We start from the raw sequence: 24,350 nt of genomic DNA, 5'->3' as shown, positions 1-24,350 counted from the left end.
GACGATTCCTAAAACCTGCTTTTATTGATGTTTAAGAAAGTGAGGCAGCTATGAAACTTCCGTATGGCTATGTTTTGATCGAAGGAGAAATCGCAGTACATGAAGAAAAGGCGGATGTGGTCCGCAGCATCTTTGACGCTTATCTCGCCGGAGCCAGCTTAGGAAAAATCGTTGATATGCTCTTCGCAAAAGGCATCCTCTCTCCGATAGGAAAAACAAAATGGACCAGGGCGGCCGTGGATAAACTTCTGACGAACAAAAAATATATCCCATTGGTTGGAGTTAGGGTATATATGGACGCACAGTTTGAGAGGGCCCAGCGCTGCAACATAGATTACGATAAGGCTGGGCATCCACGCAAGGCAGTCAGGTATCGGTCTCCGGCTTTTGAGACAAAATGAGACTATGCAGAACCCATTTCCCTTGTTATACTGGTAAAAAGGAGAATGGGTCATGAACGAGAACGAACTACGTGAGCGCTACATATGCCTGGCATTTCAATATGAGTCTGTCATTGACGCACTTCTGACAAAAGGATTGGTCGACATGGAAGCGGCCAGCGCAGCAAAAGAGAGATTCTATGATACGCTGAATGAGGAAAGGCTACTGGCCACACAAAAAATCAGGGACTATCAAGAATCCATCAGTCTGTATATGAGAACGCTGGCCTATGATGGCATGGTTTCACTGACAGAACTGACAAGGCAGTATTCCGATGAGTCTCCAGGATATGTGATCCAAAGCTGGATGCGCAGCCGGAACACATTAGAGTTTCTCCGCCAGTGGGAATTGGATCAGAATGCCGAATTCGATGACCAGGTCTGCGCGGAGCTGATCCGCCAAGGACATACCACCTCTCTGACCATTACGCCGACTTTGTGGGTACGAAGGACTCATGCAGTTGGACTCTATGTAAAACAAGGAAAAGGCGGAGGAGTGAGCGCTTATCCGGAAATTGCAACGGATTTCCGGTTGTGGCTCGATCCAAAGGAGCGGTTGACGCTGATTCGGTCAGTACGATAGAGACAATCGGATTATCACATGTATCAAAAAATAAAGTAACACGTTAAAATTTAGGACAGCAGTCAAATCGATTGAAGAACTATGACTACATTAGATTTTTCTTATCATGTTCGGAGGAAGGAAAATGTCTGCTCAGGAAAGGCCTTTGACTATAACATTGTAGAGAGAAAAATTATTATATTTGTTGTTTTTTTCTTTAATAGGATTTATACTTGGATAGAATAGCTAGGGTGAAGAAGATAGTGGGAGGTGTCAAATGGAACCATTGATTTCAAAATTGAGCATTTCAATGTTTAGAGGGATTAGAGCGTTAGATCTTGATCACCTCTCACGTATCAACGTGTTAATTGGAGCCAATAACAGTGGGAAAACTAGCATCTTAGAAGCAATTAGGCTTATGTCTCAACCCTATAACATTGGTACTTTAATGCAAGTTGCCTTTCTTCGGACTCCTGTCACAATGCGTAAAACAAAGTCGGTCGAATACTTTTCCTCGATTTTTGTAAAAGAGACAGAAACTGATGGAAAATCCCATTACTCCTTAGCCTTTGAGACGGTGATAGATAATATATCATATAAATATGAGGCGGGTGGAGATATAGGAGAATTAACCGATAGTGCTGGTGGATCGGATAAAATTTTTTCGTTAACAATTAAAGTTATACAAGAAGATAAAAAGCCGGTATATATCAGTCATAATATAAAAAATAGCATTATTGAGAGTTTCGAGTCTTCATCAGAACCATTATTTCATGGCACATACCTTCATTCTGGTGTTTCGTATTATAGGAGTTGTATTAAACTTCTGTCTGATTCTATTATAAATGAGCAGAAAAAAGAAATTTTGGATATCATTCGGTCGTTTGATCCTAATGTAGAAGATATTAGTATTGTTGGTGAAGATATTTATCTCCATAATGCTATTTCTGGCACTTTACCTCTATTTTCTTATGGTGCTGGTCTACAAAAAGCGGTGTTATTAACGGCCTTACTTGCAGGCAATCAAAATGGAATCTTATTGATCGACGAAATTGACAATGCCATTAATATATCGGCTTTTCAAGAGATCTTTTCTTGGTTTATAAATGCGTGTAGGCGTTTTAATATTCAAGCATTTGTAACTACTCACAGTGCCGAAGCCATAGATGCAATATTGGAAAACTGTTGCGTTGAGGCTATGGATGATATACGAATTATTACTCTAAGAAAAGAAGCAAATGAACATAAAACTATGGCTATAGTTCGGACTGGTAAAGAGGCCATCAGAGATCGATCCGAGTTTGAGATGGAGCTACGAGTATGAGATCTATTATACTTTGTGAGGGCAAAGATGATCTTTGGTTTATCGCTTATTTTCTCCATAAAACTGATGGATGGGTAATAGATAAAGACTTTAAGAAAACTTGGCCTTATTATAAAATTAAACCCAAAGATCACACTCAAGATGTTCAGTATATTACTAGTGATGCTAATCACACCCGTGATTATGCTTCTATATGGGCAGTTGGCGGTCAGGATCGAATGCAGGATGCTATAAATGATATTCTCCACATTAACTCCAGTTATCCCCACAGTATGATTGAATCTATCGTAATCATCAAGGATTGTGACGCTCGTAAGCACGATGATGTCGTCAATGAGCTAGCGACTTGGTTTTCCGACACTATCACATTAGAAAATCATAAAATTTGCAAATATACGACATCAGCTAACGGACAGCAGATTGCGATGCAGATTATGCCTATCGTTATTCCTTTTGATAGTGAAGGTGCAATCGAAACTGTATTACTGCATGCTTTAGCAGAACATGGAGCACAAGAAAGCTTTATCGCTGCACAAGCCAGTAAATATGTGCATGATTTGATTGCTTCGGAAAAATTAAGCAACTATTTGACACATAACCGACAAATTACTAAGGCAGAGTATTCAGCGGCTATTGCAATTACTAACCCAGACCACTCTACTGAATTATTTAAAGGTTTAGTCATGGCTTGTCCTTGGGAAGAAACTAAAGCGATCGCTACACATTATGGTTGCATTTCCACGGCAATAGCCTCTTGCCAATAATCATTCATCGTTGAGAATTCATTAATCAAATAACGAATAGGTGTTTGGCTAACTGTACGTATTTTGCTAATCTAAATGCGTCTCTCCTTTTGATGCCTTGCTATATCGTGGAGACACCGGCATCTAAAGTGTTAAGCAAAGACATAAAAATAACCACACCTAATGGTGTGGTTATTTTTATGGAATCCTGGGGAATTTAACATGCTCGGGGCAAATGGTTCTTTCTCTGCCAAGGTTTTCTTCTGCAGCAAAACGCTCGCACTGCGAAAAAGCGCCGCCCTACTGTGCGGGGCCCCGTTCCGGGCTGCATCTTTTTTATCAACACAGGACAAGAAAGGCCGTGAAATCAATGATTTCACGGCCTTTCTGCAATTTTCCGATAAAAACACAAGACTCATATATAGATTATTCCTCGAACGGTGAACGGTTCTTATTCGCCTGGTCGTCGGGTTGATCCCGTAGAAGTCCACCAAATCCCATGAAATCATATGACATATGATTTCATGGGATTTTTCTATGCACCAATGCGCTTACCCAGGTCTCCCACAGTATTCCAGCATCTCTTCTTTCCAATTAGACCCACTCACAAAAATTGTTTCAATTCAAGGGTTCCATATGATCATGTGCAGGATCGCGGCCTCGTTCCCGACGTTTCGATACGAGTGTACGCTGTCAGCTTAAAATCGAATGCTCTCCCCTCTTGTAATGGAAAATCGCTGGCCATCTGCATCAATTTCAATATCCTGGCCGGGTTTGCAGCCGTGATGTCGGTCTGCACCCTGTTCAGCACCACGCTATCTGCCTATCTACCAAAAGTAAAGATTTTTATGCAGTTCGTAGGTGCGGCCTATATGCTTTATCTTGCTTGGAAGGTGTGGAGAAGCTCCGCCGGCGTAGAGGCGGACGACGGGAAAGAGGCCAGCTTTCTTTCCGGCATGATCCTGAATCCGAAGATCTATATTTACGCAATCACCGCCATGACGCTCTACATCTTGCCGGTCTACCGCTCCACCGGGGCGGTGATTGGATTTACCGTCCTCTTGGCGCTGATCGGGGCGTCCGGCTCTTTCGTATGGGCGCTGTTCGGGTCGGCCATCTGTAAGTTCTTTTCAAGGCATACAAAAGCGGTCAACCTTGTGATGGCTCTACTACTTGTCTATTGTGCGGTCGCTTTGTTCCTATAAGATGACCACATCAATCATAGATATGGGACCAGCATTATGTTGAAGTATGAGGCCGGGATGTACCTGGACAAATACTTTGTGCAGAAGGACATCCGGTTCATTACCCCAGGCGACAACATGGACAGTGCCCAGGGCGCCTACAGCCTCACCGTCCCCTCTGAGGACGGGGTCCTATCGTCTGCCATAAATACCTCCTTATTTTTGGGTATAAAAAACGAGCCACAACCGTTTGGCCTGGCTCACACTTGACAAATGCGCCGCACTTGTCCCAATGACGGCGCATTTCGTATCATCCATATTTCTCCATCTGCTGATTTCAATTTCCCAGCCTTGTGTCGGAGGCGGCTTTGCGCTATGATATGGGGGACGGCCTGCGGCGGCTATACACGTGCTCCGCCGTGGCCTTGTCTCCGCCCGTGACCGTTCAGAGCATTTCCACAAAGGGCGGCACATACGCCCCCGACAAAAGGTTACACTTGTCCCGGCATACTTCCCCCGAGGGGCGCAGTATGCCCTGTGCAATTAGCTTTTCTGCCATTTTACCTGCCTTTCCGTGGTGCCCGATTGGTGCCCAGCCGTACAAAAACGCCCCTTGCGGAGATATGACACAATATAGGCTATTCTTGAAAAATGCCCTATTTTCAAGGGTTTACGGGCTTTCCTTATGCCGCCCTATGACCCTTTATGCCGGGTTTTTCCGGCTTTAAGCAATAAAAAAACACCGCTTCTTTCACATTACGGTTTGGATCGCGATCTTGCTCTTGGCTCCGGCTTACACTCGCGCGGAAACTGGCTGATCAAAAGAGGTGATGAATATGCACGCGGCGATTGTGGAGGATGACAATAAGGCGGCGGAGCAGATGGCGGAGCACCTGCGGCGGTACGCTGAGGAGACGGGGGAGTCCATCGTCTCCTCGACCTTTGATACCGCGCTGTCCTTTCTCGACGGGTATCCCGCCATATACGACGTGGTCTTCATGGACATTGAGCTGCCCGACCTGAACGGCATTGAGGCGGCCCGGCGGCTGCGGGAGCTGGACGGCGACGTCTTCCTCATTTTCGTGACGAATATGGCCAAGTACGCCATCAACGGCTATGAAGTCAACGCCCTGGATTATTTTCTCAAGCCCGTGTTCTATTCGGATCTGAAGATGCGGATGGAGCGCATCCGGCAGGCCAAGAGCCGGGACGCTTACTCGTTTGCCCTGCCGGTGCAGGGCGGCGCACACAGGTTTTCCGCCGACAAGGTCGTCTACATCGAGTCCTCAGGACACAACCTGACGTTCCACACCGTCGAGGGGGACTACACCATGCGGGGGCCGAGTATGCGGGAGCTGGAGAAGCAGCTGAACGCCCACGGCTTTGCCCGCTGCAACACCTGCTATATCGTCAACCTGCGCTACTGCAAGGCCGTCGACGGCTTTTTGGTCAACGTCAACGGCGAGGAGCTCCAAATCAGCCGTTCGCGGAAGAAAGAATTTATGAGCGCCCTGACCGGCTCGTTCAGGTGATGAGAGGGATACGGCTATGGATTTTTGGATATGGTACGACAAACTGAACTTCGCCGCCACCCTTTTGGCGGCGGAGCTCGCCGTCTGCGCGCCGCTGCCCAAGCGCAGACACTACGGGGCGCGGATGGCGCTGGGCTGTATCCCCGCGCTGCTGGTCTCGCTCCTCTGGGACGGCAAGGGGCTGGGGATGTGGCTCTCGGCCACGAAATACCTCGTCGTCTTCGCGCTGTCCTTCGTGATGATGGTCGCCGGGTGCAGGGGGGATGTGTGGTCGTACCTGTTCGTGGGCATCTTCGCCTACTGTATGCAGCACATCGCCTACCAGACCCACACCATCGTCAACGCGCTCTTTGGGATGGCCCTGCCCGGGTGGGTGAACCTGCTGGTCCTGCTGGCCCTCTGCGCCCTCCTGTATTCCGGGGCCTGGCTTCTGTTCAAAAAGCGGTTGAGCCGGGACGAGGGAATACGGGTGGACAACAAGCCGCAGCTTTTGCTGTCGGGCGTGGTGCTGCTGGTGACGGTCTACATCTCCTTCTTCGGCGTCGTCTACGCCCTGAACTCGGGGAATCACGGCTCCGTCATCATCATCTGTCTCTTCTCGGACATGGCCTGCCTTCTGAGCCTCGCCCTGGAGCAGTCGTTCGTCAGGCTGAAGAAAAACGAGACGGAGATGGCCGTCATGCGGCATATGCTCTCCGCGGCAAAATATCAGCTCCAGGAGAGCAAGAGCAGCATCGACCTCATCAACGTCAAGTGCCACGACCTGCGCCACCAGCTCACGGCGCTGAGCTTCGCGGACAAGGAGGATCTGCAAAAGCTCGCCGGCGCCATCGAGGTCTACGACACGGACTTCAAAACGGGCAACGAGGCCCTGGACATCGTCCTGATGGAGAAGGGGCTCCTGTGCCAGCGGAAAAAGGTCCGGATGACCTGCCTCGTGAACGGTGCGCACCTGAACGGCATGAAGCAGAGCGACATCTACTCCTTCTTCTGCAACGCGCTGGAAAACGCCATGGAGAGTGTGGAGGCGCTGGACGAGGACAGGAGGGCCATCAGCATCACCGAGCTCTGCCGGGACGATTTCTTCGTCATACGCATCGAGAATTTCTTTTCCGGAAAGATGGAGTTTCAGGACGGACTGCCCGTCACCCGGAAGGACCGCGGCTACCACGGCTTCGGCGTGAAGAGCATGAGGATGATCGCCGACAAGTACGGCGGCGATCTGATCTTCTCCACCAACGGCGATATTTTCCGCGTGGACCTGGTTTTACCGCTGGCCGTTCAGGCGCGGCGGACAACATAAACTGCATTTCACCCGTCGGTTTTCGGCTTTTGCCGCAAAACCGACGGGTTTTGTCATTTCGATTGAAAAATACAGGGCGGACCGTAAACTGGTATCAGATTTTTGGCGCATTCACCAAAACAAAACAGGAGGTTCGGAACATGAAGAAGGCAGGAAACCGGAGAAAGAGCGGGTCGCTGCTGTCGCTGTCGATGGCTGCGGTCTTGCTCCTCTCGCCCCTGGGCGGTCTCGCTTCCACCGCCGGCGCGGAGGGCGCGGCAGGGCAGTACGCCACAGGCTACAGCAGCTGGCAGGCGGTTATCGACGCGGAGGCGCAGCTCAACAGGCAGATCGGCGCGGAGGGCTTCGTGCTCCTGAAGAACGGGGAGGGCGGCCTCCCCTACGGCACCGCCGTCAGGGATATTAGCGTGTTCGGCAAGAACTCGGTCAACCCCGTGTATTCCGGCTCGGGCTCCTCCGGCGGCACGCCGGACAACACGGTGGGCATCCTGGACAGCCTGAAGAGCGCCGGCTTCCGCGTCAACCCGGTGCTGGAGGGTTTTTACAGCGACGAGGAGGCCTCCGGCCCGGCCCGGCCTTCCATGGGTTTCAGCTCCTACAATTACCACTCCTATTTCCCCACGGCTGAGACGCCCCAGGACAAGTACACCGACGCGGTGAAAGCCTCCTACGACGACTATGGCGACGCGGCGGTCATCGTGATCTCCCGCACCGGCGGCGAGGGAACCGACCTCCCCAGGACCTCCTATGTCTCCCAGGAGGACGAGGGCAAGGTCCCCGAGAGCGGAAACGCCCGGGTGTATCCCACCTTCGACGAGGCGGCGGACGGCGGCTACGTCTACTACGGCGGCGAGGGCCGGACCAGCGACCCCCACGAGCACTATCTGGAGCTGGACGACAACGAGGAGGCGCTGATCAATGAGGTCACCGCCCGGTTCGATAAAGTCGTCCTCATTGTGAACAGCTCCAACGCCATGGAGCTTGACCGGGAAATCGTCGTCAACAACGACAAGATTCAGTCCGTCATCTTCGCCCCCGGCGCCGGCCAGAACGGCTTCGACGCCATCGGCAAAATTCTGAGCGGCGCCGTCACCCCCTCCGGCAGACTGACGGACACCTTCGCCGCCGACTTTACCCAGGACCCCACCTGGCAAAATTTCGGCAACAACAACATCGGCGTGTACCTCAGCGATACGGCGGGCAACCAGTACACCCTGGACGACGGGACGCCCTATAAGAACAACTTTGAAAACGGCGTCTTCGGCGTGGAGTACGAGGAGGGCGTATACGTCGGCTATAAGTACTATGAGACCCGGGGCTTCACCGACGGGGACGCCTGGTACGATGCGGCGGTGAACTACCCCTTCGGCTACGGCCTCTCGTACACCGAGTTCGAGTGGATGGTGGGCGAGGCCAGGATGGACACCCCCACTCTGACCCCGGAGACCAAGATCTCGGTGGACGTGACGGTGACCAACACGGGGATGTATGCGGGTAAGGACGTGGTGCAGCTCTACTTCTCCGCCCCCTATGCACCTGGTCAGACCGAGAAGTCCCACGTGGTGCTGGGCGCGTTTGAGAAGACGGCCCTCCTGCGCCCCTCCGAAAGCCAGACCCTCACCCTCTCCTTCGACGCTTTCGACATGGCCTCCTTCGACGCCTACGACAAGGACGGCGACGGCCACAAGGGCTTCGAGCTGGATGCGGGCAGTTACGACCTCTACATCGGCAAAAATGCCCACGACGCCTGGAAAAACGGGGAAAAGCGCACCCTGACGGGCACGGATCAGAACATCGACAACGACCTCGCCACCGGCGCGGAGATCAAGGTCCTGTTCCAGGCCTCCACCGACGAGATGGAGGGGCATGTCCTCTCCCGCAGCGACTGGGAGGGCACCTTCCCCAAGGCCCCCGCCTTTGAGGACCTGGCGAAGGATGAGGCGTGGCTGAAGAACCTGGACATGCCCCTGATCGAGGGCGCCACGCCGGACAACGCGGTCATCAACCCCGGCTATGACGAGGGCTCCCCCTGGTACTCCGCCGCGGCGCCCGCGTTTGCCGCCCAGGCCTATACGCAGGCCGCGCCCATCCAGCTCTCCGACATGACCGGCCTCGACTACGACGATCCCAAGTGGGACGAATTCCTGAGCCAGCTCACCGTGGACCAGGCCTACGGCCTGATGGAGGCCACCCAATTCCAGTTCAACGGCATCCCCGAGCTGGGCATCCCCGTGGCGGGCCACTCCGACGGCTGCGCGGGCCTCACCGGCGCGTGGGTCGGCGGCGGCGACGCCCTCATCAAGCCCTTCGCCAGCGATACCAAGTTCTCCTTCGGCACCGAGACCCTGGTGGGCTGCACCTGGAACAAGGACCTGGCCCACGAGCAGGGCGTCCTGGTGGGCGAATACGGACTCTGGGCCCACATTGTGGGCTGGTACGCCCCCGGCGGAAACATCCACCGCTCTCCCTTCTCCGGCCGTAACTTCGAGTATTACTCCGAGGACGCAACCCTGTCCGCCTATATGCTCTCCGAGGTCGTGGCCGGCGCGCGGAGCAAGGGCATGGTCACCTTTATGAAGCACTACGCGCTCAATGACCAGGAGTCCAACCGCGACACCAACGGCGTGGCCGTGTGGGCCGACGAGCAGACCATGCGCGAGAACTATTTCAAGGTCTTCGAGTGGGCCGTCAAGAAGGGCGGCTCCAACGGCGCGATGAGCGCCTTCAACCGCATCGGCTTCCAGTGGACCGGCGCGAACTACGCCTTTCTGACCCAGCTTACCCGTGAGGAATGGGGCTTCAAGGGCGTGGTCATCACCGACGCCCACGGTGCGGGCGAGGAGTGCATGAACGCCAACCAGATGATCCGCGCGGGCAACGATATGTCCCTGGACAGCCGGGAGGGCACCATCGCCCGGATCGTGAACTCCCCGGAGGCCAACACCCCCACCCAGCTCACCGCCCTCCACAACACTGCCAAGCACATCCTCTACACCCAGGCCAACAGCGCGGCCATGGCCTTTGTCAAGGACGGCTCCGTGACCTATGCCCTGAGCGACCGCGCCGTCACCGAGGCCAGCGTCCGGCCCGGCGAGGCGGTGGACCTCACGGTCTCCGACGGCACGGAGGGAGCCCGGTACATCGTGCTGACGGGCGCGCTGCCCGACGGCCTCGCGGTGACGGACGGAAAGATTACGGGTACGGTGGCCGACACCGCCAAGGCCGGGGCCTACACCGTCGGCATCGCCAAGCTCTACCCCGACGCGGCGGCGGGCCAGCTCTACCGCAACTCCGCGACCGGCGGCTTCGGCCTGGGCAACACCGCCGCCTTCACCGTCACGGTGACGGAGAACGGCGCCAACGCCTTTGCATCCGTGGGCATGGAGGGCATGGAGAAAATCGGCTCCATCGGCAGTGTGGACTACTACGCCTTCGTCCTGAGCGACGGCACGGAGTACTACTACACGGTGTCCAACGGCGGTGCCGGCGGCGCGGTCAGCGGCCAGGGCGTCCAGGGGCCCGAGGGGCCCCGGGGCGAGAAGGGCGACAAGGGCGACCCCGGCGAGGCAGGCGGCGGCATTCTCGTAACCATCGCCGTCTCCCTGATCGTCTCGCTGGCGGTCTTTGCCGCGGCGACGGTTGCAGTGCCCATGCTCAAGGAGAAAAAGAGGGAACGCGCCGTCAAATAAGCGGCGGCAGAAGACATCGGCAGATTCCGGCGCCCGCAGGCACAGTCCTGCGGGTGCGCCGGGCATCTCCAAAAGGAGGCAGTTTTTAATTGAAACCAAAACGAGCGGCGGCACTGGCCGCGGCGTGCCTGATCCTGTGCGCGGCCCTCTCCGGGTGCTCCTCCGTCCTCCCCTTCGAGGGCAGCGACCTGGAGTCCGGCAAGGTGGGTATCGCGTACGAGGCCAGCATTGCCACGGGCACGAAGGACATGTACTATGACTTGGACTATGACAGCGTTCTCCCCGCGGGGCTGATCCTCTACGACGACGGCGCGATCCGGGGCGTCCCCAAGGAGTCGGGCGTCTTTCCCTTTAAGGCCGTGATGATCGACCTGAACGACAGGGAGTATTACGCCGACTTCACTCTGGACATTGCGGCGGGCGAGATATCGTACAGCGGCGGCACGCTGGCGGACGGCACCGCCGGTGAGCCTTACAGCCAGAGCGTGGCCACGGCCACCGGCATGACGGACATTGTCTACACCGTGAAGGAGGGGACGCGCCTCCCCGCGGGCCTCTCTCTGAGCGAGGACGGAGTCCTCTCCGGCATCCCCGCCGAGGCGGGCGCGGCGTCCGTCACCGTGGCGGCCGCCGCCGGGGGCTGCGAGAGCGTGGAGGCCGCCTTTACCTTCACGCTGACCCAGGGCGAACAGCGCACGGAGGATTTGGGCAGAATCGTGTTTGAGGACTTTACCCTCCCCGACGGCCTGGTGGGCCGGGAATACAGCGAGAGCGTCCGCACGGCCTACGGCGTGGCGGGCATCACCTACAGCTTCCGTTTCCCCAGCGGGCAGGGTCTGCCCGCCGGACTGAAGAGCGACAAGGAGCTCGGGCTCGTCTCGGGCACGCCCGCCGACTCCACCACCGGCCCCATCACCTTCAAGGTCACCGCCAGCGCGGAGGGCTGTGAGAGCGTGACGGCCAACGTCACCCTCACCGTCTGCGACCCCGAGGTCAAGACCACCCGGTTCGAGACCGAGTATGTGGACAGCGTCCCCACCCTCTCGGGCGCGGGATACAGCAGCGCGCCCTCGGGCAGGGGCATGATCCAGAGCATGCCCGGCATGAGCAATGGGTATGCCCTGGGCTACCTCAACAAGCCTGAGACCGTCACCTTCCACATCAACTCCGCCGCAGCCGCATCGGCGGCCCTGGTGCTGGGCCTGGGCTCCGAGGTGGGCGACTTCACCTATGACCCCTCTATGTTCTCCATCACGGTCAACGGCAGCGAGGTGGACTACGGCGCCATCAGCGTCAAGCAGACAGGCAGTTCGGAGGGCGATTATGAGAGCCGGGCCTGTACAGTTTCGCCCGCCGTCGATCTCATCGAGGGAGAAAACGTGATCTCGTTCAGCATCAAGGAGTCCCCCAAGGCCACGGGGACCTTCTCGGCGGTGGGGTGCCTGTTCGACTACATCGAGCTGACTGGGGCCGGCTGCGATCTGAGCTGGCGGCCCAGAACCGCCAATATCACGGCATAAGGGGGAGCGGCATGAATGTTTTCAAAAAGATCGGCGGAGGAGTTCGGTTCCTGTGGAAGCGGTGCAGGGCCTTTACCATCACCGGCACCTCGCTGATCGCGCTTCTCCTCGCCGTCAACCTCATCATCCTGCAGGTTCCCCTCATCAGCAACACGTTCAACACCATTTTCGGCGAGGGGGGCCGGGTCCTGCAGTCGGGCGACCCCGGCACGGCGGAGTATTTCACGCCCACCGAGGGGATCGGGACCAAGTCCGACGCTCTGGCCGCGGCCAACGCGGTCAACGAGAGGAGCTGCGCCGAGGGCTTCGTGCTCCTGAAGAATGACGGCGCGCTGCCGCTGGGCAACTACGATAAAATCAGCGTGTTTGGCATGAACTCAGTGGACCTGGTCTACGGCGGCACCGGTTCGGCGGAGAAGGACTCGGGCGACAGCGTGGACCTCTACAAGAGCCTGGCCGACTCGGGCATCGCCTACAACCCGGAGCTGAAGCGGTTTTATGACAATCAGAAGGCCGCCGGCAAGGGCCGCCCCAAGAGTCCCAGCATGGGCGATATCCTGACGGGCTTTGCCACCGGCGAGCTGGCCCTCTCCGAGTATGCGGGCGGGCTGGACGCCTACGTGGGGGACTATACGGACGCGGCGCTGATGGTGGTCTCCCGCATCGGCGGCGAGGCCTACGACCTGCCCACGATGTCCCTTGACACCCCGGGCCGGAACGACGGCACTGAGCACTACCTGGAGCTGGATGACAACGAGGAGGCCCTGCTGGAGGCCCTCTGCGCGGAGGACTCCCAGTTTGACAACGTAATCCTGCTCATCAACTGCGGCACATCCATGGAGCTTGGCTTTCTGCGGGACGACGGGCGCTTCAACGGCAAGCTGAAAGGGGCCCTCTGGGTGGGCACCACCGGCGGCACGGGCATGGAAGCCCTGGGCAGAATCCTCATTGGTGCCGTCAATCCCTCCGGCAGGCTGGTGGACACCTACGCCGCCGACTTTACCCAGACCCCCTCCTATAAGAACTTCGGCACCAACAACGGCCAGGGCAACACCTATTTTGTCAGCGGCACCGAGCAGAACGCCCACTTCGTGGACTACGAGGAGGGCATCTACGTGGGCTACCGCTACTATGAGACCCGGGGGGCCGGGGACGAGAAGTGGTATGACCAAAACGTGGTCTACCCCTTCGGGTACGGCCTGAGCTACACCGACTTCAGCTGGGAAATTGAGGACAGCTCCGGCATCCAAAACGTCTCCGTTTCCAAGGACGGCAAGTACACCATCCGGATCAGGGTCACAAACAACGGCGTCTATCCGGGCAAGGACGTGGTCCAGCTCTACGGCCATGCGCCCTATACCGAGGGCGGCATTGAGAAGTCCGAGGTGGTGCTCCTGGACTTCGCCAAGACGAAGGTCATCCAGGCGGGGGGCGCGGACTACGACGTAGTGGAGCTCACCTTCGACCCCTACTACCTGGCGTCCTACGACTACCAGGGAGTCAAGGCACCCGGCGGCGGTTATGTCCTTGAGGCGGGCCAGGGCTACAAGCTGTACGTGAGCCGCAACGCCCACGACCGCGCAATGGAGATTCCCTTCCGGGTGGATGCGGATATTTTCTTCAACGAGGCCGTGGCGGAGGGCTATGCGGTTGAAAACCGCTTTGACGATGTGAGCGGCCACATCGAGACCTATTTTACCCGGTCCGACTGGAGCGCCACCTTTCCCACCGCGCCCACGGAGGAGGACCGCGCCGTGGGCCAGGAGCTGATCGACTCCATGTCGCTGGAGGCATACATCGGAAGCGGGACGGAGGTAGACCTGGACAAGCCCTGGTACTCCGCCCGGAAGCCCCGGCAGAAGCGGTCGCCGATGGACTACGGCAGCACCGAGTACAAGCTCTACGATCTCATCGGCAAGTCCTACGACGACCCGCTTTGGGATAAGCTGCTCAACCAGCTCACCTACGGGGAGATGCGCTACCTGATCGGCACGGGAAACTTCAACACCGCCGAGCTGAAGGGCATCGGCAAGCCCAAGACCACGGACCCCGACGGTCCCGCGGGCTTCACCAACTTTATGACGGTGATCGACACCACCGCCACCGTGTACGATACCTGCTTCTACGCCAGCGAGTGCGTCATCGCGGCCACCTGGAACGTGGAATTGGCCGAGGAGATGGGCAAAGCCGTGGGCGACGAGGCGCTGGTCGGCAACGAGCGGGGCGATGGAAGGCCGTACAGCGGCTGGTACGCCCCCGCCGTCAACATCCACCGCAACCCATTTGGCGGAAGAAACTGGGAATACTACTCTGAAGACAGCTTTCTCTCGGGCAGGATGGCGGCTCAAGTCATCCAGGGCGCCAAGTCCAGGGGTGTGTATACCTATGTCAAGCACTTTGCCGTCAACGACCAGGAGACCCACCGGGACGCCAACGGCCTGATTACCTGGCTCAGTGAGCAATCCCTGCGGGAAATCTATCTGCGGCCCTTTGAGATGGCGGTCAAAGAGGGCGGCTCCAGCGCCATGATGTCGTCCTTCAACCGGATCGGCACCGTCTGGGCGGGCGGCAGCTACGAGCTGCTGACCGACATTCTGCGCGGCGAGTGGGGCTTCCAGGGGGCGGTGGTCACGGACTACAACACCAACGCCTATATGTACCCGGACCAGATGATCCGCGCGGGCGGAGATATCGATCTGATGCAGGACAAGCAGCCCTCCGCCTCCGGCGAAGTCGTCACCGCCTCCCACCAGACGGCCATCCGAAGAGCGGCTAAGAATATCCTCTTCACCGTTGTAAACAGCAGCGCCATGAACGGCATGGGCGAGGGCATCGTATACCGGGACACCCTGCCGCCCTGGCAGACCTTTATGTATGCCGTGGATGCGGCAGCCGCGGCGGCCCTCATCGCCTGGGGCGCGCTGGCCGTGCGTAAGGGAAGGAAAAAGGAGGCGGCGGAATGCTGCTTTATGTAAACAGAAAAGAGGATATTCAGTCCGCGCGTTCATAATTCCTACGGTTTTCCACCTGCTCGCGGAGTATGTGGATAACCCTTTTCTATCCGCATCACCCACCGCTCAGCGGCGGCGCTTCCAATGAAGTGCCGCCGCTTTTTTTATTGTGGAATAGAACGGTACTGATCACGCATTCCGTGCGCCGGGGACCATGGGTCCGGCGCCCCATTGTCTGACCCGAAGTAAGCACCTGCGGGCCCGTTTGGATAACGTACCGCATTTATAACTCTTTAGAAAATAGAGCGGGAGCCGCCCCCGCGCAATTTCGACAATTTTTTCTGTTATCCCAGATTACTTTTTGTAAATTCTTTTTGCTTTTGGACATTTGGGCTTTGTGTCTTATACAAAACATCTATATAATAACTACATCAGAGTGGCGGATTATTACATATTCACCATAACGCTCCTGCGCACAAGCAGAGCGCACGGAAGAAAGGCGGGGATATGATACCATTGAGCTTCCACTGTAGCTAAGCATCATGAGAAGAAGGGCGCGCCCTTCTTCTCCGTGGGGGTCCCCCACGGAGGCCCAAACTGCTTTACGGAAAGGAAGGTAACCCAATGAAAACACGAGGGAAAAAGCTCCTTGCACTGCTCCTGACCCTGGCAATGTGCCTCTCCCTGCTCCCTATGGGGGCAATGGCGGCAACGGGTGATATTTATACGTTAGTAAGGGATGCGTCCGAGCTAAAAGCAGGAGAGCAGATTATCATTGCCGCGCTTAATGCAAATGATGTTGCAGGAACCTACACTGGAGGAAACAACTGTCAACGCGTTGCAATCACAAAGGACGGAGATACCATTACAATTCCTGCGGGTGTTCAAGAACTCACACTAGAGGCGGGAACGAAACCAGACACTTTCTCTTTTAATACAGGTAGCGGTTATCTATATGCTGCAAGCTCTGGTTCAAATCATTTGAAGGTAGAGACAACGAAATCGGACAATTCCTCTTGGACAATTTCAATCGATAACACTACCGGTGATGCAACTGTATTAGCGCAAGGGACGAACACCCGAAACCATCTGCGATACAATAGTGGAAATAATCCTCCGTTATTTGCTTGTTACGCTAAAAATGCACAGTCCGCTATTGCAATCTATAAGCTCGACGATGGTGGCGCGCCTCCCGTCACCGACAAGGTCGCCACCCCCGTGGCTTCCCCCAAGGGAGGCAGTGTGGCAACGGGTACCACGGTCACTCTGAGCTGTGCCACCGACGGCGCGAAGATTTATTACACGACTGACGGCAGCAAACCCAACACCTCCAGCACCGAGTATGCCTCCACTCCCATCGCCATCACGGCAGCCGCCACCATCAAGGCCATCGCTGTGAAGGAAGGAATGGACCCCAGCGAGGTCATGAGCGAGAGCTATACCATCGCCACGCTTATTCCCATCAGTGAAGCCCGCAAGGCCGCCAGCAGTGATGTCGTAGCCACCAAGGGCACAGTGACCTATATCGATGGTAAGAGCGTCTATATGCAGGACAACGACGCCGGTATTGTGGTTCGCTTTGCTGAAAGCCAGGATGCCTCGCTGATCGGCAAGGAGTTGACCGCCACCGGCACGGTTTCTGCGTTTAACGGACTGCTTCAAATTACTCCCTCCGCTTACTCCGTGGGTGGGGCGGGCACACTGCCCACGCCATCAGCAATAACTGTTGCCGATTTGGCTGACAAGACCAGCAACGCGACCGGCCATGACACTATGCAGGTCAAGCTGACAGGCGTCTATATTGACAGCGTGGATACAAGCTATGCCAATCCCAACGTTGTACTCAAAGACAGTGCTTCCGATAGCAAGAGTGTGATGGTCTATAAGTCAGCCGTTCTGCCCTCTGACATCTACGCGGGCTCCACCGCCGACGTGATTGCAGTGGTAGATAACTACAACGGTTTCCGTCTCCGTGTGGCGAATACCACTGACTACACCCTTGTCTCTGCTCCCACCACAGTCTCTGCTCCAAGGCCCTCCGTCCCCTCCGGCGCCGCGGTCGTGACCGGGACCAAGATCACCTTTACCTGCGCCACAACGGGCGCCGAGATAAAGTATGTCACCGCCGACCCCGCCCAGGGTACCCCCGACTGGAAGCCAGTCCCCCAGGACGGCTTTGCCATCACCGGCGATGTGGGCGACACCGTTCAGCTCTGGGTCAAGGCCACCAAGTCCGGGCTGCAGGACAGCGACGTGGTCGCCCTGACCTATACCATTAAGGAAAATGCTCCTCCCAGTACCGACCCCATTCCTGACAATCAGTTTCCGGCAAACTCCAAAAATATTCAAGATTTTATCGCTCTGGCCGACAGTACTTCGGATACTGTCACCGGGCAGATAGTATATCGCTTCGGCAACTACGACAGCATGACTAGCGCCATCCTTCAGGATGTCATCGGCGGGACCACTTATTCACTTCAGGTTTTCAGTGATTTGTCCGACTTTGAGATAGGCGACGTTGTAACACTTACCGGTGAAAAAACCACTTATGGTGCGGTACCTCAAATTCATAAAATCACCGCCTCCGCCAAAGTTTCTTCCCCCGCAGCCTTTGCGGCGGAGGAATATGCGGGCTTTGACGATCTCCAGGCCGACAAGGAAAACCGGATATCTCGTTTTGTGGTTATCAGGGGTGTGACTCTCGGCGCTTACAGCGCTGACGGCAGCACCACCATTACCGACAGCAAAGGAAAGACTATGCCCATCTACCGGGCACCCTCCTACCCCGTGGGAGTAACTGCGGGCGACGTTGTGGACTTGTACGCCGTCCTCTCCCGCTACAGCTCTACTTGGCAGCTACGGGCAGGCACCCCAGACGCCAACGGCTTCGCTACCTATCGAGTCACGAACGACACTAAAGAGCCCGTCATCACTCTGCCGGACTCCTGGCTGCCCGCCGCTGTGGGTAAAGATTATGCCGTATCCGTCACCATCAACGACTACCTGATGGGCACAGCCTCCATCAAGTACAAGATCAACGCTGGTACGGAGAAATCTGCCAATATGACAGCCAGCGGTACGACCTACACCTATACCATCCCCGCCGCTGAGATCACCGCCGGCGGCGCCATCACCTTTACGATCACGGCCACCGACGCCGCTAACAACACGAGCACCTCCGAGACCCAGACCGTGACCATTGAGGACCTGCCCCAGGTCAGCGCTGAAACTCCGGCCCGGGGCTCGTACACCGGCGCCGACGTGAAGAGGCCGAAAATCTCCGTCACCTTCGCCAACGCGGGAGCAGACCCCACCATCAAGCTGACGCTCACCAAGGACGGCGGCAGCGCGGTGGTTACCGATCAGAGCATGACCGTCACCGGGGACAATGCCGCATGGACTCCCGCTGCCGACCTGGACGATGGCCTTTACACCGCGAAGGTGGTCATTACCCGGGCGGACAACAAGAGCCTTACCTACACCTGGACCTTTACCGTAGGCGAGGCCACATTGAAGCTGTATTTCGGCCAGCTCCACTCCCACACCCAGTACTCCGACGGCGCGGGTTCCCTGGAGGACGCCCTTAAGTACATCAAGAACACCGCCAAAAACAACAACGTGCAGTTTGTCGCCTTTACGGATCACTCCAACTCTCTCGACACCTCCAGCGACCCCAATCCCGCCGAGGCGCTCTACGACATGAGCAAGGCTAGCGCCAACGCCCAGGAGACGTGGAAGAGCTATAAGGACGCCATCGCCGCCTTCAATAACGACCCCGACAGCGGCATGCTGGCCCTGGGCGGTTACGAGATGACCTGGTCCGGCGGTCCCGGCCACATGAACACCTTCAACTCTCCCGGATTCGTCAGCCGCAACAACAAGACCCTGAACGACAAGTCCAACACCGCCAAGGACAAGGGCATGCAGAGCTACTACGACCTGCTGAGCCAGGAGGGCGGCAAGGACACCATCTCTCAGTTTAATCACCCCGGCAAGACCTTCGGCACCTTCACCGACTTCGCCTACTGGAACCCCATCATCGACTCCCGCATTTCCCTCCTGGAGGTGGGCAACGGCGAGGGCCAGATCGGCGCCGGCGGATACTACCCCTCCTATGAACACTACACCACCGCCCTGGATAAGGGCTGGCACGTGGCCCCCACCAACAATCAGGATAACCACAAGGGCAAATGGGGCGACGCCAACGACGCCCGCACCGTCATCATCACCGATGATTTCTCCGAGCAGGGCCTCTACAAGGCCATGCAGGACCGCAATCTCTATGCCACAGAGGATAAGAACCTACAGATCAATTATACCGTTAATGACCAGATCATGGGCTCCATCATCCCCGAGGTGCCCGACGAGCTGAGCATCCACATCGCCATTACCGACCCCGACAGCAGCGTCCCCGGCGACAAGATCAGCACCGTCGAGCTGGTCGTCAACGGCGGCCGCGTGGCCAAGACCTGGGATAAGGTCAACGACCACAGCTTCGTCGGCACCATTAAACTCACTCCCGAGTACAGCTACTACTATCTGCGCGTCACCCAGGCCGACACGAACATTGCCGTCACCGCCCCCGTGTGGGTAGGCAAGGGCACCGTGGTGGGCATCGGCTCCTTCACCAGCGACACTGCCGTCCCCGTCACCGGAGAAGCCGTGAAGCTGACGACCAATATTTTCAACAGCGAGGAGAGTGCCGTCACCCTCAAGACCATCACCTACGCACTGGAGGACGGCACGGTCATAAAGGCCGAGAGCCCCAACACTACCATCGCCCCGATGAGCACCATCGATCATACCATCAACTACACCCCCACCAAGCCCATCGACCAGACCGTAGTGGTCACCGCGGTCGTCTCTGTTGAGGGAAAGGACAACGAGTACACGGCCCGCCTGCTCATGTCCGTACTGGACCCGACCTCCCTGGTCTATGTGGGTATCGACGGCTCACACTATAACGAATACGTGAATGGCAACTATAAGGACAGCATGGGCAACTTCACCACCATGGCCGCCGGGTACGACGTGCGCGTAAACACCCTCAACACCAGCGAGGCGCTCGTGGCCGCCTGCTCCAACCCCAAGTATAAGATGCTGGTCCTCACCGCCCCCAGCCGCCGGGACGGTACCGCCCTGCGCGCAGACTATAAAAACTACACCGACGCCGAAATCACGGCAATCGCCAATTTCGCCAAGGCGGGCGGTACTGTAATCGTCGCCGGCTGGGCCGACTACTATGAGAACTACGCGAAATTCCCCGCGGAGGACCACATGGCCGCCCAGCAGAACAGGCTTTTGGAAGCCATCGGCTCCACCCTGCGCATCTCCGACGACGAGGCTCTGGACGAGGTCCACAACGCCGGCGGCGGAGCCAGCAACTACCCCCGCCTCTACCTCTCCAACTACAACTTCGACAACCCCCTCACCGAGGGCATCGTCTTTGACAAGGACCATATCTTCGACGGACAGGGGAACTACTTCAGCCAGGTCTTCAGCCAGTACGGCGGCGCCACCATCTATGCCGTGGACGCCCAGGGGAACCCCACCTCTACCCTGCCCGCCAGCGTAAGCCCCATTGTCAGCGGCTTTGATACCACAAAGGGCGAGGACAAGGACGGCGACGGTCTGGGCGGAAACGTGCCCAAATACCCCGCCAAGCAGGGCGACGAGACCGTGAACTGCGTCCTGGCGGCCGCATCCGAAACTGTGACCCACGAGGGCGGAAAGACCTCCCAGGTCATCGTCTCCGGCGGCGCGTTCATGTCCAACTTCGAGATCCAAGCCACTCTGGACAACAGCAATGAGCTGACCTACTCCAACTACAACATCCTGGAGAATCTGGTCTCCAGCCTCAACCAGCCCACCGTCACCAAGATCGCGGACCTGCCTCTGGATCAGGAGGGCTACCGCTTCACGATTGAGGGCTTAGTCACCTCCAATACCTCGGGCTACGACAAGGACACCGCCTTCTTCGACTGCACCTACCTCCAGGACGAGACCGGCGGCATCAACGTGTTCCCCGTCTCCGGCAATTATCAGATCGGCCAGAAGCTGCGCGTCAGCGGAAGCATCAGCTCCTACCAGGGCGAGCCTCAGCTGGCAGTGAAGCAGATCAAGGTCCTGAACAGCGTTCCCGAGACTGTCGCACCGGCCGATGTCACCACCAAGCAGGTGGCCGATAACGCCGTGCGGGGCATGCTGGTCCGTGTCGTGGGTGAGATCGTCTCCTTCGAGGTGGCCGAGGGCACCATTCAGACCATTATGGTCAAGGATTCCTCCGGCGTCGAGGCGCGCATCTTTATCGACGGCTACATCACCCCCTCCAAGGACGCCGCCCTGCGGAGTATCCTTGAGGTCGGCAAGCAGATCAGCGCAGTGGGCCTCGCCTCCTACGACAATACCTTTAACAGCTCCGCCGGCGGCCCTTATCCACGCATCCGGGTCCGGGACCGCGCCGACATCATGTCCTACGACTCCGAAGGCAAAATCGTCATCCTCCACACCAACGACGTCCACTGCCAGGTGGATCAGGCCAAGAATACGGACGGCGCCGTGACAAACATCGGCTATGCAGGCGTGGCGGGCTATCGCGACCTCATGGCCGCGAGATACGGCAATGGCAACGTCACTCTGGTGGACGCGGGCGATGCGCTCCAGGGCGGCCCCATCGGCACGCTCTCCAAGGGCGGGTACATTGTGGACATTATGAACCAGGTGGGCTACGACATGGCCGCACCCGGCAACCATGAATTTGATTACGGCATGGAACGGTTCCTGGAGCTGGCCAAGAACGAGGCCGATTACTCCTATGTCTGCTGCAACTTTATTGACCTCAAGACCGGCAGCCCCGTCTTCGATCCCTATAAGATGGTCACCTATGGCGAAATCAAGGTAGCCTATGTGGGCATCGACACGCCTGAGAGCTTTACCAAATCCACTCCCGCCTACTTCCAGGACGCCGAAGGCAACTACATCTACGGCTTCTGTGAGGGCAACGACGGCAAGGACCTCTACGACCAGGTGCAGAAGACGGTGGACGCCGCTCGCGCCGACGGTGCCGACTACGTCGTCGCCATGGGCCATCTGGGCATCGACAACGCCAGCAAGCCCTGGACCTCCAACGAGGTGGTGGCCAACACCACCGGCATCGACGTGATGCTGGACGGCCACTCCCACAGCACCTATGAGAAGACCCTTCCCAATAAGAACGGTGAGAGCGTGGTCATGGCTCAGACCGGTACCAAGCTTGCCAACATCGGCAAGATCGTCATTGATACCAAAACCGGTAAAATCAGCAGCGAGCTGGTGAGCGGCTACGCCGAGGAGCAGACCGAGACCGCCGCCTTTATTAAGGGCATCAACGACGAGTTCAAGGATCTGCTGGCCACGGTGGTCGCCAAAACCGATGTGGAGCTCACGGTCAACGACCCCGACACCGGCAAGCGGGCCATCCGCAGCGCCGAGACAAACCTGGGCGACCTGTGCGCAGACGCCTACCGCGTCATGCTGGGCGCCGATGTGGGCTTTGTCAACGGCGGCGGCATCCGCACCAGCATCAAGGCCGGTGACATCACCTACGGCCAGATCATTGAGGTCCATCCCTTCGGCAACGCGGCCTGCCTGATTGAGACCAGCGGCCAGCACATCCTGGACGCCCTGGAGATGGGCTCCAAGGCCGTGCCCGGCGAGCTGGGCGGTTTCCTCCAGGTCTCCGGCCTCACCTACACCATCAACAAGTCCGTCCCCTCCTCCGTTGTCACCAACGACAAGGGCGAATTCGTGAAAGTGGACGGCGCCTACCGTGTCACCGACGTCAAGATCGGCGGGCAGCCGCTGGACGTGAACAAGACCTATACCCTGGCCGCCCACGACTACATGCTCAAGAACGGCGGCGACGGATTCGTGATGTTCAAGGGCGACAAGCTCATTAAGGACAGCGTCATGCTCGACAACCAGGTCCTCATCGACTACATTGTCGAGAAGCTGGGCGGCGTGGTCGGCAGCGACTATGCCAATCCCCGTGGACAGGGCCGCATCAGCATCGTGGATACGGTCACGCCCGACGTTCCCTCCGGCGGCGGCGGCAGTTCCATTTCCACCGTCAGGCCCGACGCCGTGAAGGAAGGCGACGCCTCCGTCCAGGTGAAACTTCCCTCCGCCAATGCCAAGCTGAATGACGCGGCTAACGAGAAGGTCATCGCCCTCAACGCGGCGAAGCCCGTCATCCTCTCCGGCGGCGGCCTCTATGTCACCATCCCCGCGGGCACCCTCTCCAAGGGCGCAGACGTAAACGCTATGCTGGTGAATCCCAAGGACAAGGGCAATGTGATCCAGGTCACTCTGTCCGACGGCGCCAAGGTCATCCTGCCCTTCTCCGTGGTGGGCGGCGGCAGCGCGTCCTACCTCGCCAAGCTGGTGGGCTCCTACAGGATTATCGACAACGCCAAGACCTTCCCCGACGTGGCCGAGGGCCACTGGGCGGGTGACGCGGTCAGCTTTGCGGCCTCCCATGAACTCTTTAACGGTATGGGCGACGGCACCTTCAACCCCACCGCCCCCATGACCCGCTCCATGCTGGTCACCGTTTTGGCCAGACTGGACAGCTCCGCCGGCGGCGGTACCGCTTCCTTCCGCGATGTCCCCGCCAACGCCTGGTATGCCGAGAGCGTGGCCTGGGCGGCTGAAAACAAGCTCGTGGAGGGCGACGGCGTGGACTTCCGCCCCGACGATCCCATCACCCGTGAGCAGCTCTGCACCATTCTGGCCCGCTATCTGGACTACGCCGGCCTCACCCTGCCCGAGACGAGCACCGCCGGCGGCTTCAGCGATACCGCCAGCGTCAGCCCCTGGGCCTCCGATGCAGTCAGCATGGCCCTGAGAGCCGGCCTGCTCACCGGCAAACCCGGCGGCCTCATCGATCCCCAGGGCCAGGCCAGCCGCGCCGAGATTGCCGTGATGCTCCAGCGCTTTGTGGAGTCCGTGCTCAAGTAAGCGGCGGCAACGGCACATCTTTATTGGTTTCCATGCGGGAGTGGGGCCGCTCGTCCCTCCGGACAGCGGCCCCACTCATTTACATAGGAAAGGCAGTGATCCCGG

At 57.6% G+C, this 24,350-nt stretch carries 11 protein-coding genes; all 11 read left to right on the top strand.

Features of this window, described 5'->3' with window-relative positions; translation table 11 throughout:
- The first annotated feature begins 50 nt into the window (after positions 1-50).
- The 11 genes from H8S62_RS17270 to H8S62_RS17220 all read left to right on the top strand — a co-directional run bounded on the left by H8S62_RS17270 (position 51) and on the right by H8S62_RS17220 (position 24,245).
- On the top strand, positions 51-401 hold the full coding sequence (locus tag H8S62_RS17270; protein WP_186920390.1) for a recombinase family protein: 351 nt from the start codon (positions 51-53) through the stop codon (positions 399-401).
- A gap of 52 nt (positions 402-453) precedes the next feature.
- On the top strand, positions 454-1,023 hold the full coding sequence (locus H8S62_RS17265; protein ID WP_186920389.1) for a KilA-N domain-containing protein: 570 nt from the start codon (positions 454-456) through the stop codon (positions 1,021-1,023).
- A gap of 256 nt (positions 1,024-1,279) precedes the next feature.
- Positions 1,280-2,326, top strand: a complete 1,047-nt coding sequence (locus H8S62_RS17260) for an AAA family ATPase (RefSeq protein ID WP_186920388.1) — start codon at positions 1,280-1,282, stop codon at positions 2,324-2,326.
- Entirely contained in the window at positions 2,323-3,090 is a 768-nt protein-coding gene (locus tag H8S62_RS17255; protein WP_186920387.1) for a DUF3226 domain-containing protein, read from the top strand. Before H8S62_RS17260 ends, H8S62_RS17255 begins: the two co-directional genes overlap by 4 nt.
- A 623-nt stretch (positions 3,091-3,713) precedes the next feature.
- Positions 3,714-4,274, top strand: a complete 561-nt coding sequence (locus H8S62_RS17250; protein WP_341481078.1) for a LysE family translocator — start codon at positions 3,714-3,716, stop codon at positions 4,272-4,274.
- An 815-nt stretch (positions 4,275-5,089) separates the two neighbouring features.
- The gene (locus H8S62_RS17245) at positions 5,090-5,785 is read left to right on the top strand and encodes a LytR/AlgR family response regulator transcription factor (protein WP_155145755.1); all 696 of its coding nucleotides are present in this window, start codon (positions 5,090-5,092) and stop codon (positions 5,783-5,785) included.
- A 16-nt stretch (positions 5,786-5,801) separates the two neighbouring features.
- Positions 5,802-7,088, top strand: a complete 1,287-nt coding sequence (locus H8S62_RS17240) for an ATP-binding protein (RefSeq protein WP_186920386.1) — start codon at positions 5,802-5,804, stop codon at positions 7,086-7,088.
- Between the two features lie 140 nt (positions 7,089-7,228).
- Positions 7,229-10,777: a glycoside hydrolase family 3 C-terminal domain-containing protein gene (locus tag H8S62_RS17235; protein WP_186920385.1), complete on the top strand. Its 3,549-nt coding sequence runs from the start codon at positions 7,229-7,231 to the stop codon at positions 10,775-10,777.
- Between the two features lie 89 nt (positions 10,778-10,866).
- Positions 10,867-12,297, top strand: coding sequence for an Ig domain-containing protein (locus H8S62_RS17230; RefSeq protein ID WP_186920384.1), 1,431 nt, complete (start codon positions 10,867-10,869; stop codon positions 12,295-12,297).
- An 11-nt stretch (positions 12,298-12,308) separates the two neighbouring features.
- Complete coding sequence (locus H8S62_RS17225) at positions 12,309-15,272, top strand: glycoside hydrolase family 3 N-terminal domain-containing protein (protein WP_186920383.1); 2,964 nt, start codon at positions 12,309-12,311, stop codon at positions 15,270-15,272.
- A gap of 600 nt (positions 15,273-15,872) precedes the next feature.
- Positions 15,873-24,245 carry a 5'-nucleotidase C-terminal domain-containing protein gene (locus H8S62_RS17220; protein WP_341481077.1) on the top strand — a complete coding sequence of 2,791 codons (8,373 nt, stop codon included), beginning with the start codon at positions 15,873-15,875 and terminating at the stop codon, positions 24,243-24,245.
- Positions 24,246-24,350: the final 105 nt, after the last annotated feature.

Source organism: Lawsonibacter faecis, assembly GCF_014287675.1.
GTDB classification, from domain to species: domain Bacteria; phylum Bacillota; class Clostridia; order Oscillospirales; family Oscillospiraceae; genus Pseudoflavonifractor; species Pseudoflavonifractor faecis.
The sequence above is the reverse complement of the archived record's forward strand: the minus strand, read 5'-3'. Positions and strand labels throughout refer to the sequence as shown.

What these genes read in the sequence shown, in the direction of transcription:
- H8S62_RS17270 (WP_186920390.1), top strand. Translation starts at nt 51, where the DNA reads ATGAAACTTCCGTATGGCTATGTTTTGATCGAAGGAGAAATCGCAGTA.
- H8S62_RS17265 (WP_186920389.1), top strand. Translation starts at nt 454, where the DNA reads ATGAACGAGAACGAACTACGTGAGCGCTACATATGCCTGGCATTTCAA.
- H8S62_RS17260 (WP_186920388.1), top strand. Translation starts at nt 1,280, where the DNA reads ATGGAACCATTGATTTCAAAATTGAGCATTTCAATGTTTAGAGGGATT.
- H8S62_RS17255 (WP_186920387.1), top strand. Translation starts at nt 2,323, where the DNA reads ATGAGATCTATTATACTTTGTGAGGGCAAAGATGATCTTTGGTTTATC.
- H8S62_RS17245 (WP_155145755.1), top strand. Translation starts at nt 5,090, where the DNA reads ATGCACGCGGCGATTGTGGAGGATGACAATAAGGCGGCGGAGCAGATG.
- H8S62_RS17240 (WP_186920386.1), top strand. Translation starts at nt 5,802, where the DNA reads ATGGATTTTTGGATATGGTACGACAAACTGAACTTCGCCGCCACCCTT.
- H8S62_RS17235 (WP_186920385.1), top strand. Translation starts at nt 7,229, where the DNA reads ATGAAGAAGGCAGGAAACCGGAGAAAGAGCGGGTCGCTGCTGTCGCTG.
- H8S62_RS17225 (WP_186920383.1), top strand. Translation starts at nt 12,309, where the DNA reads ATGAATGTTTTCAAAAAGATCGGCGGAGGAGTTCGGTTCCTGTGGAAG.
- H8S62_RS17220 (WP_341481077.1), top strand. Translation starts at nt 15,873, where the DNA reads ATGAAAACACGAGGGAAAAAGCTCCTTGCACTGCTCCTGACCCTGGCA.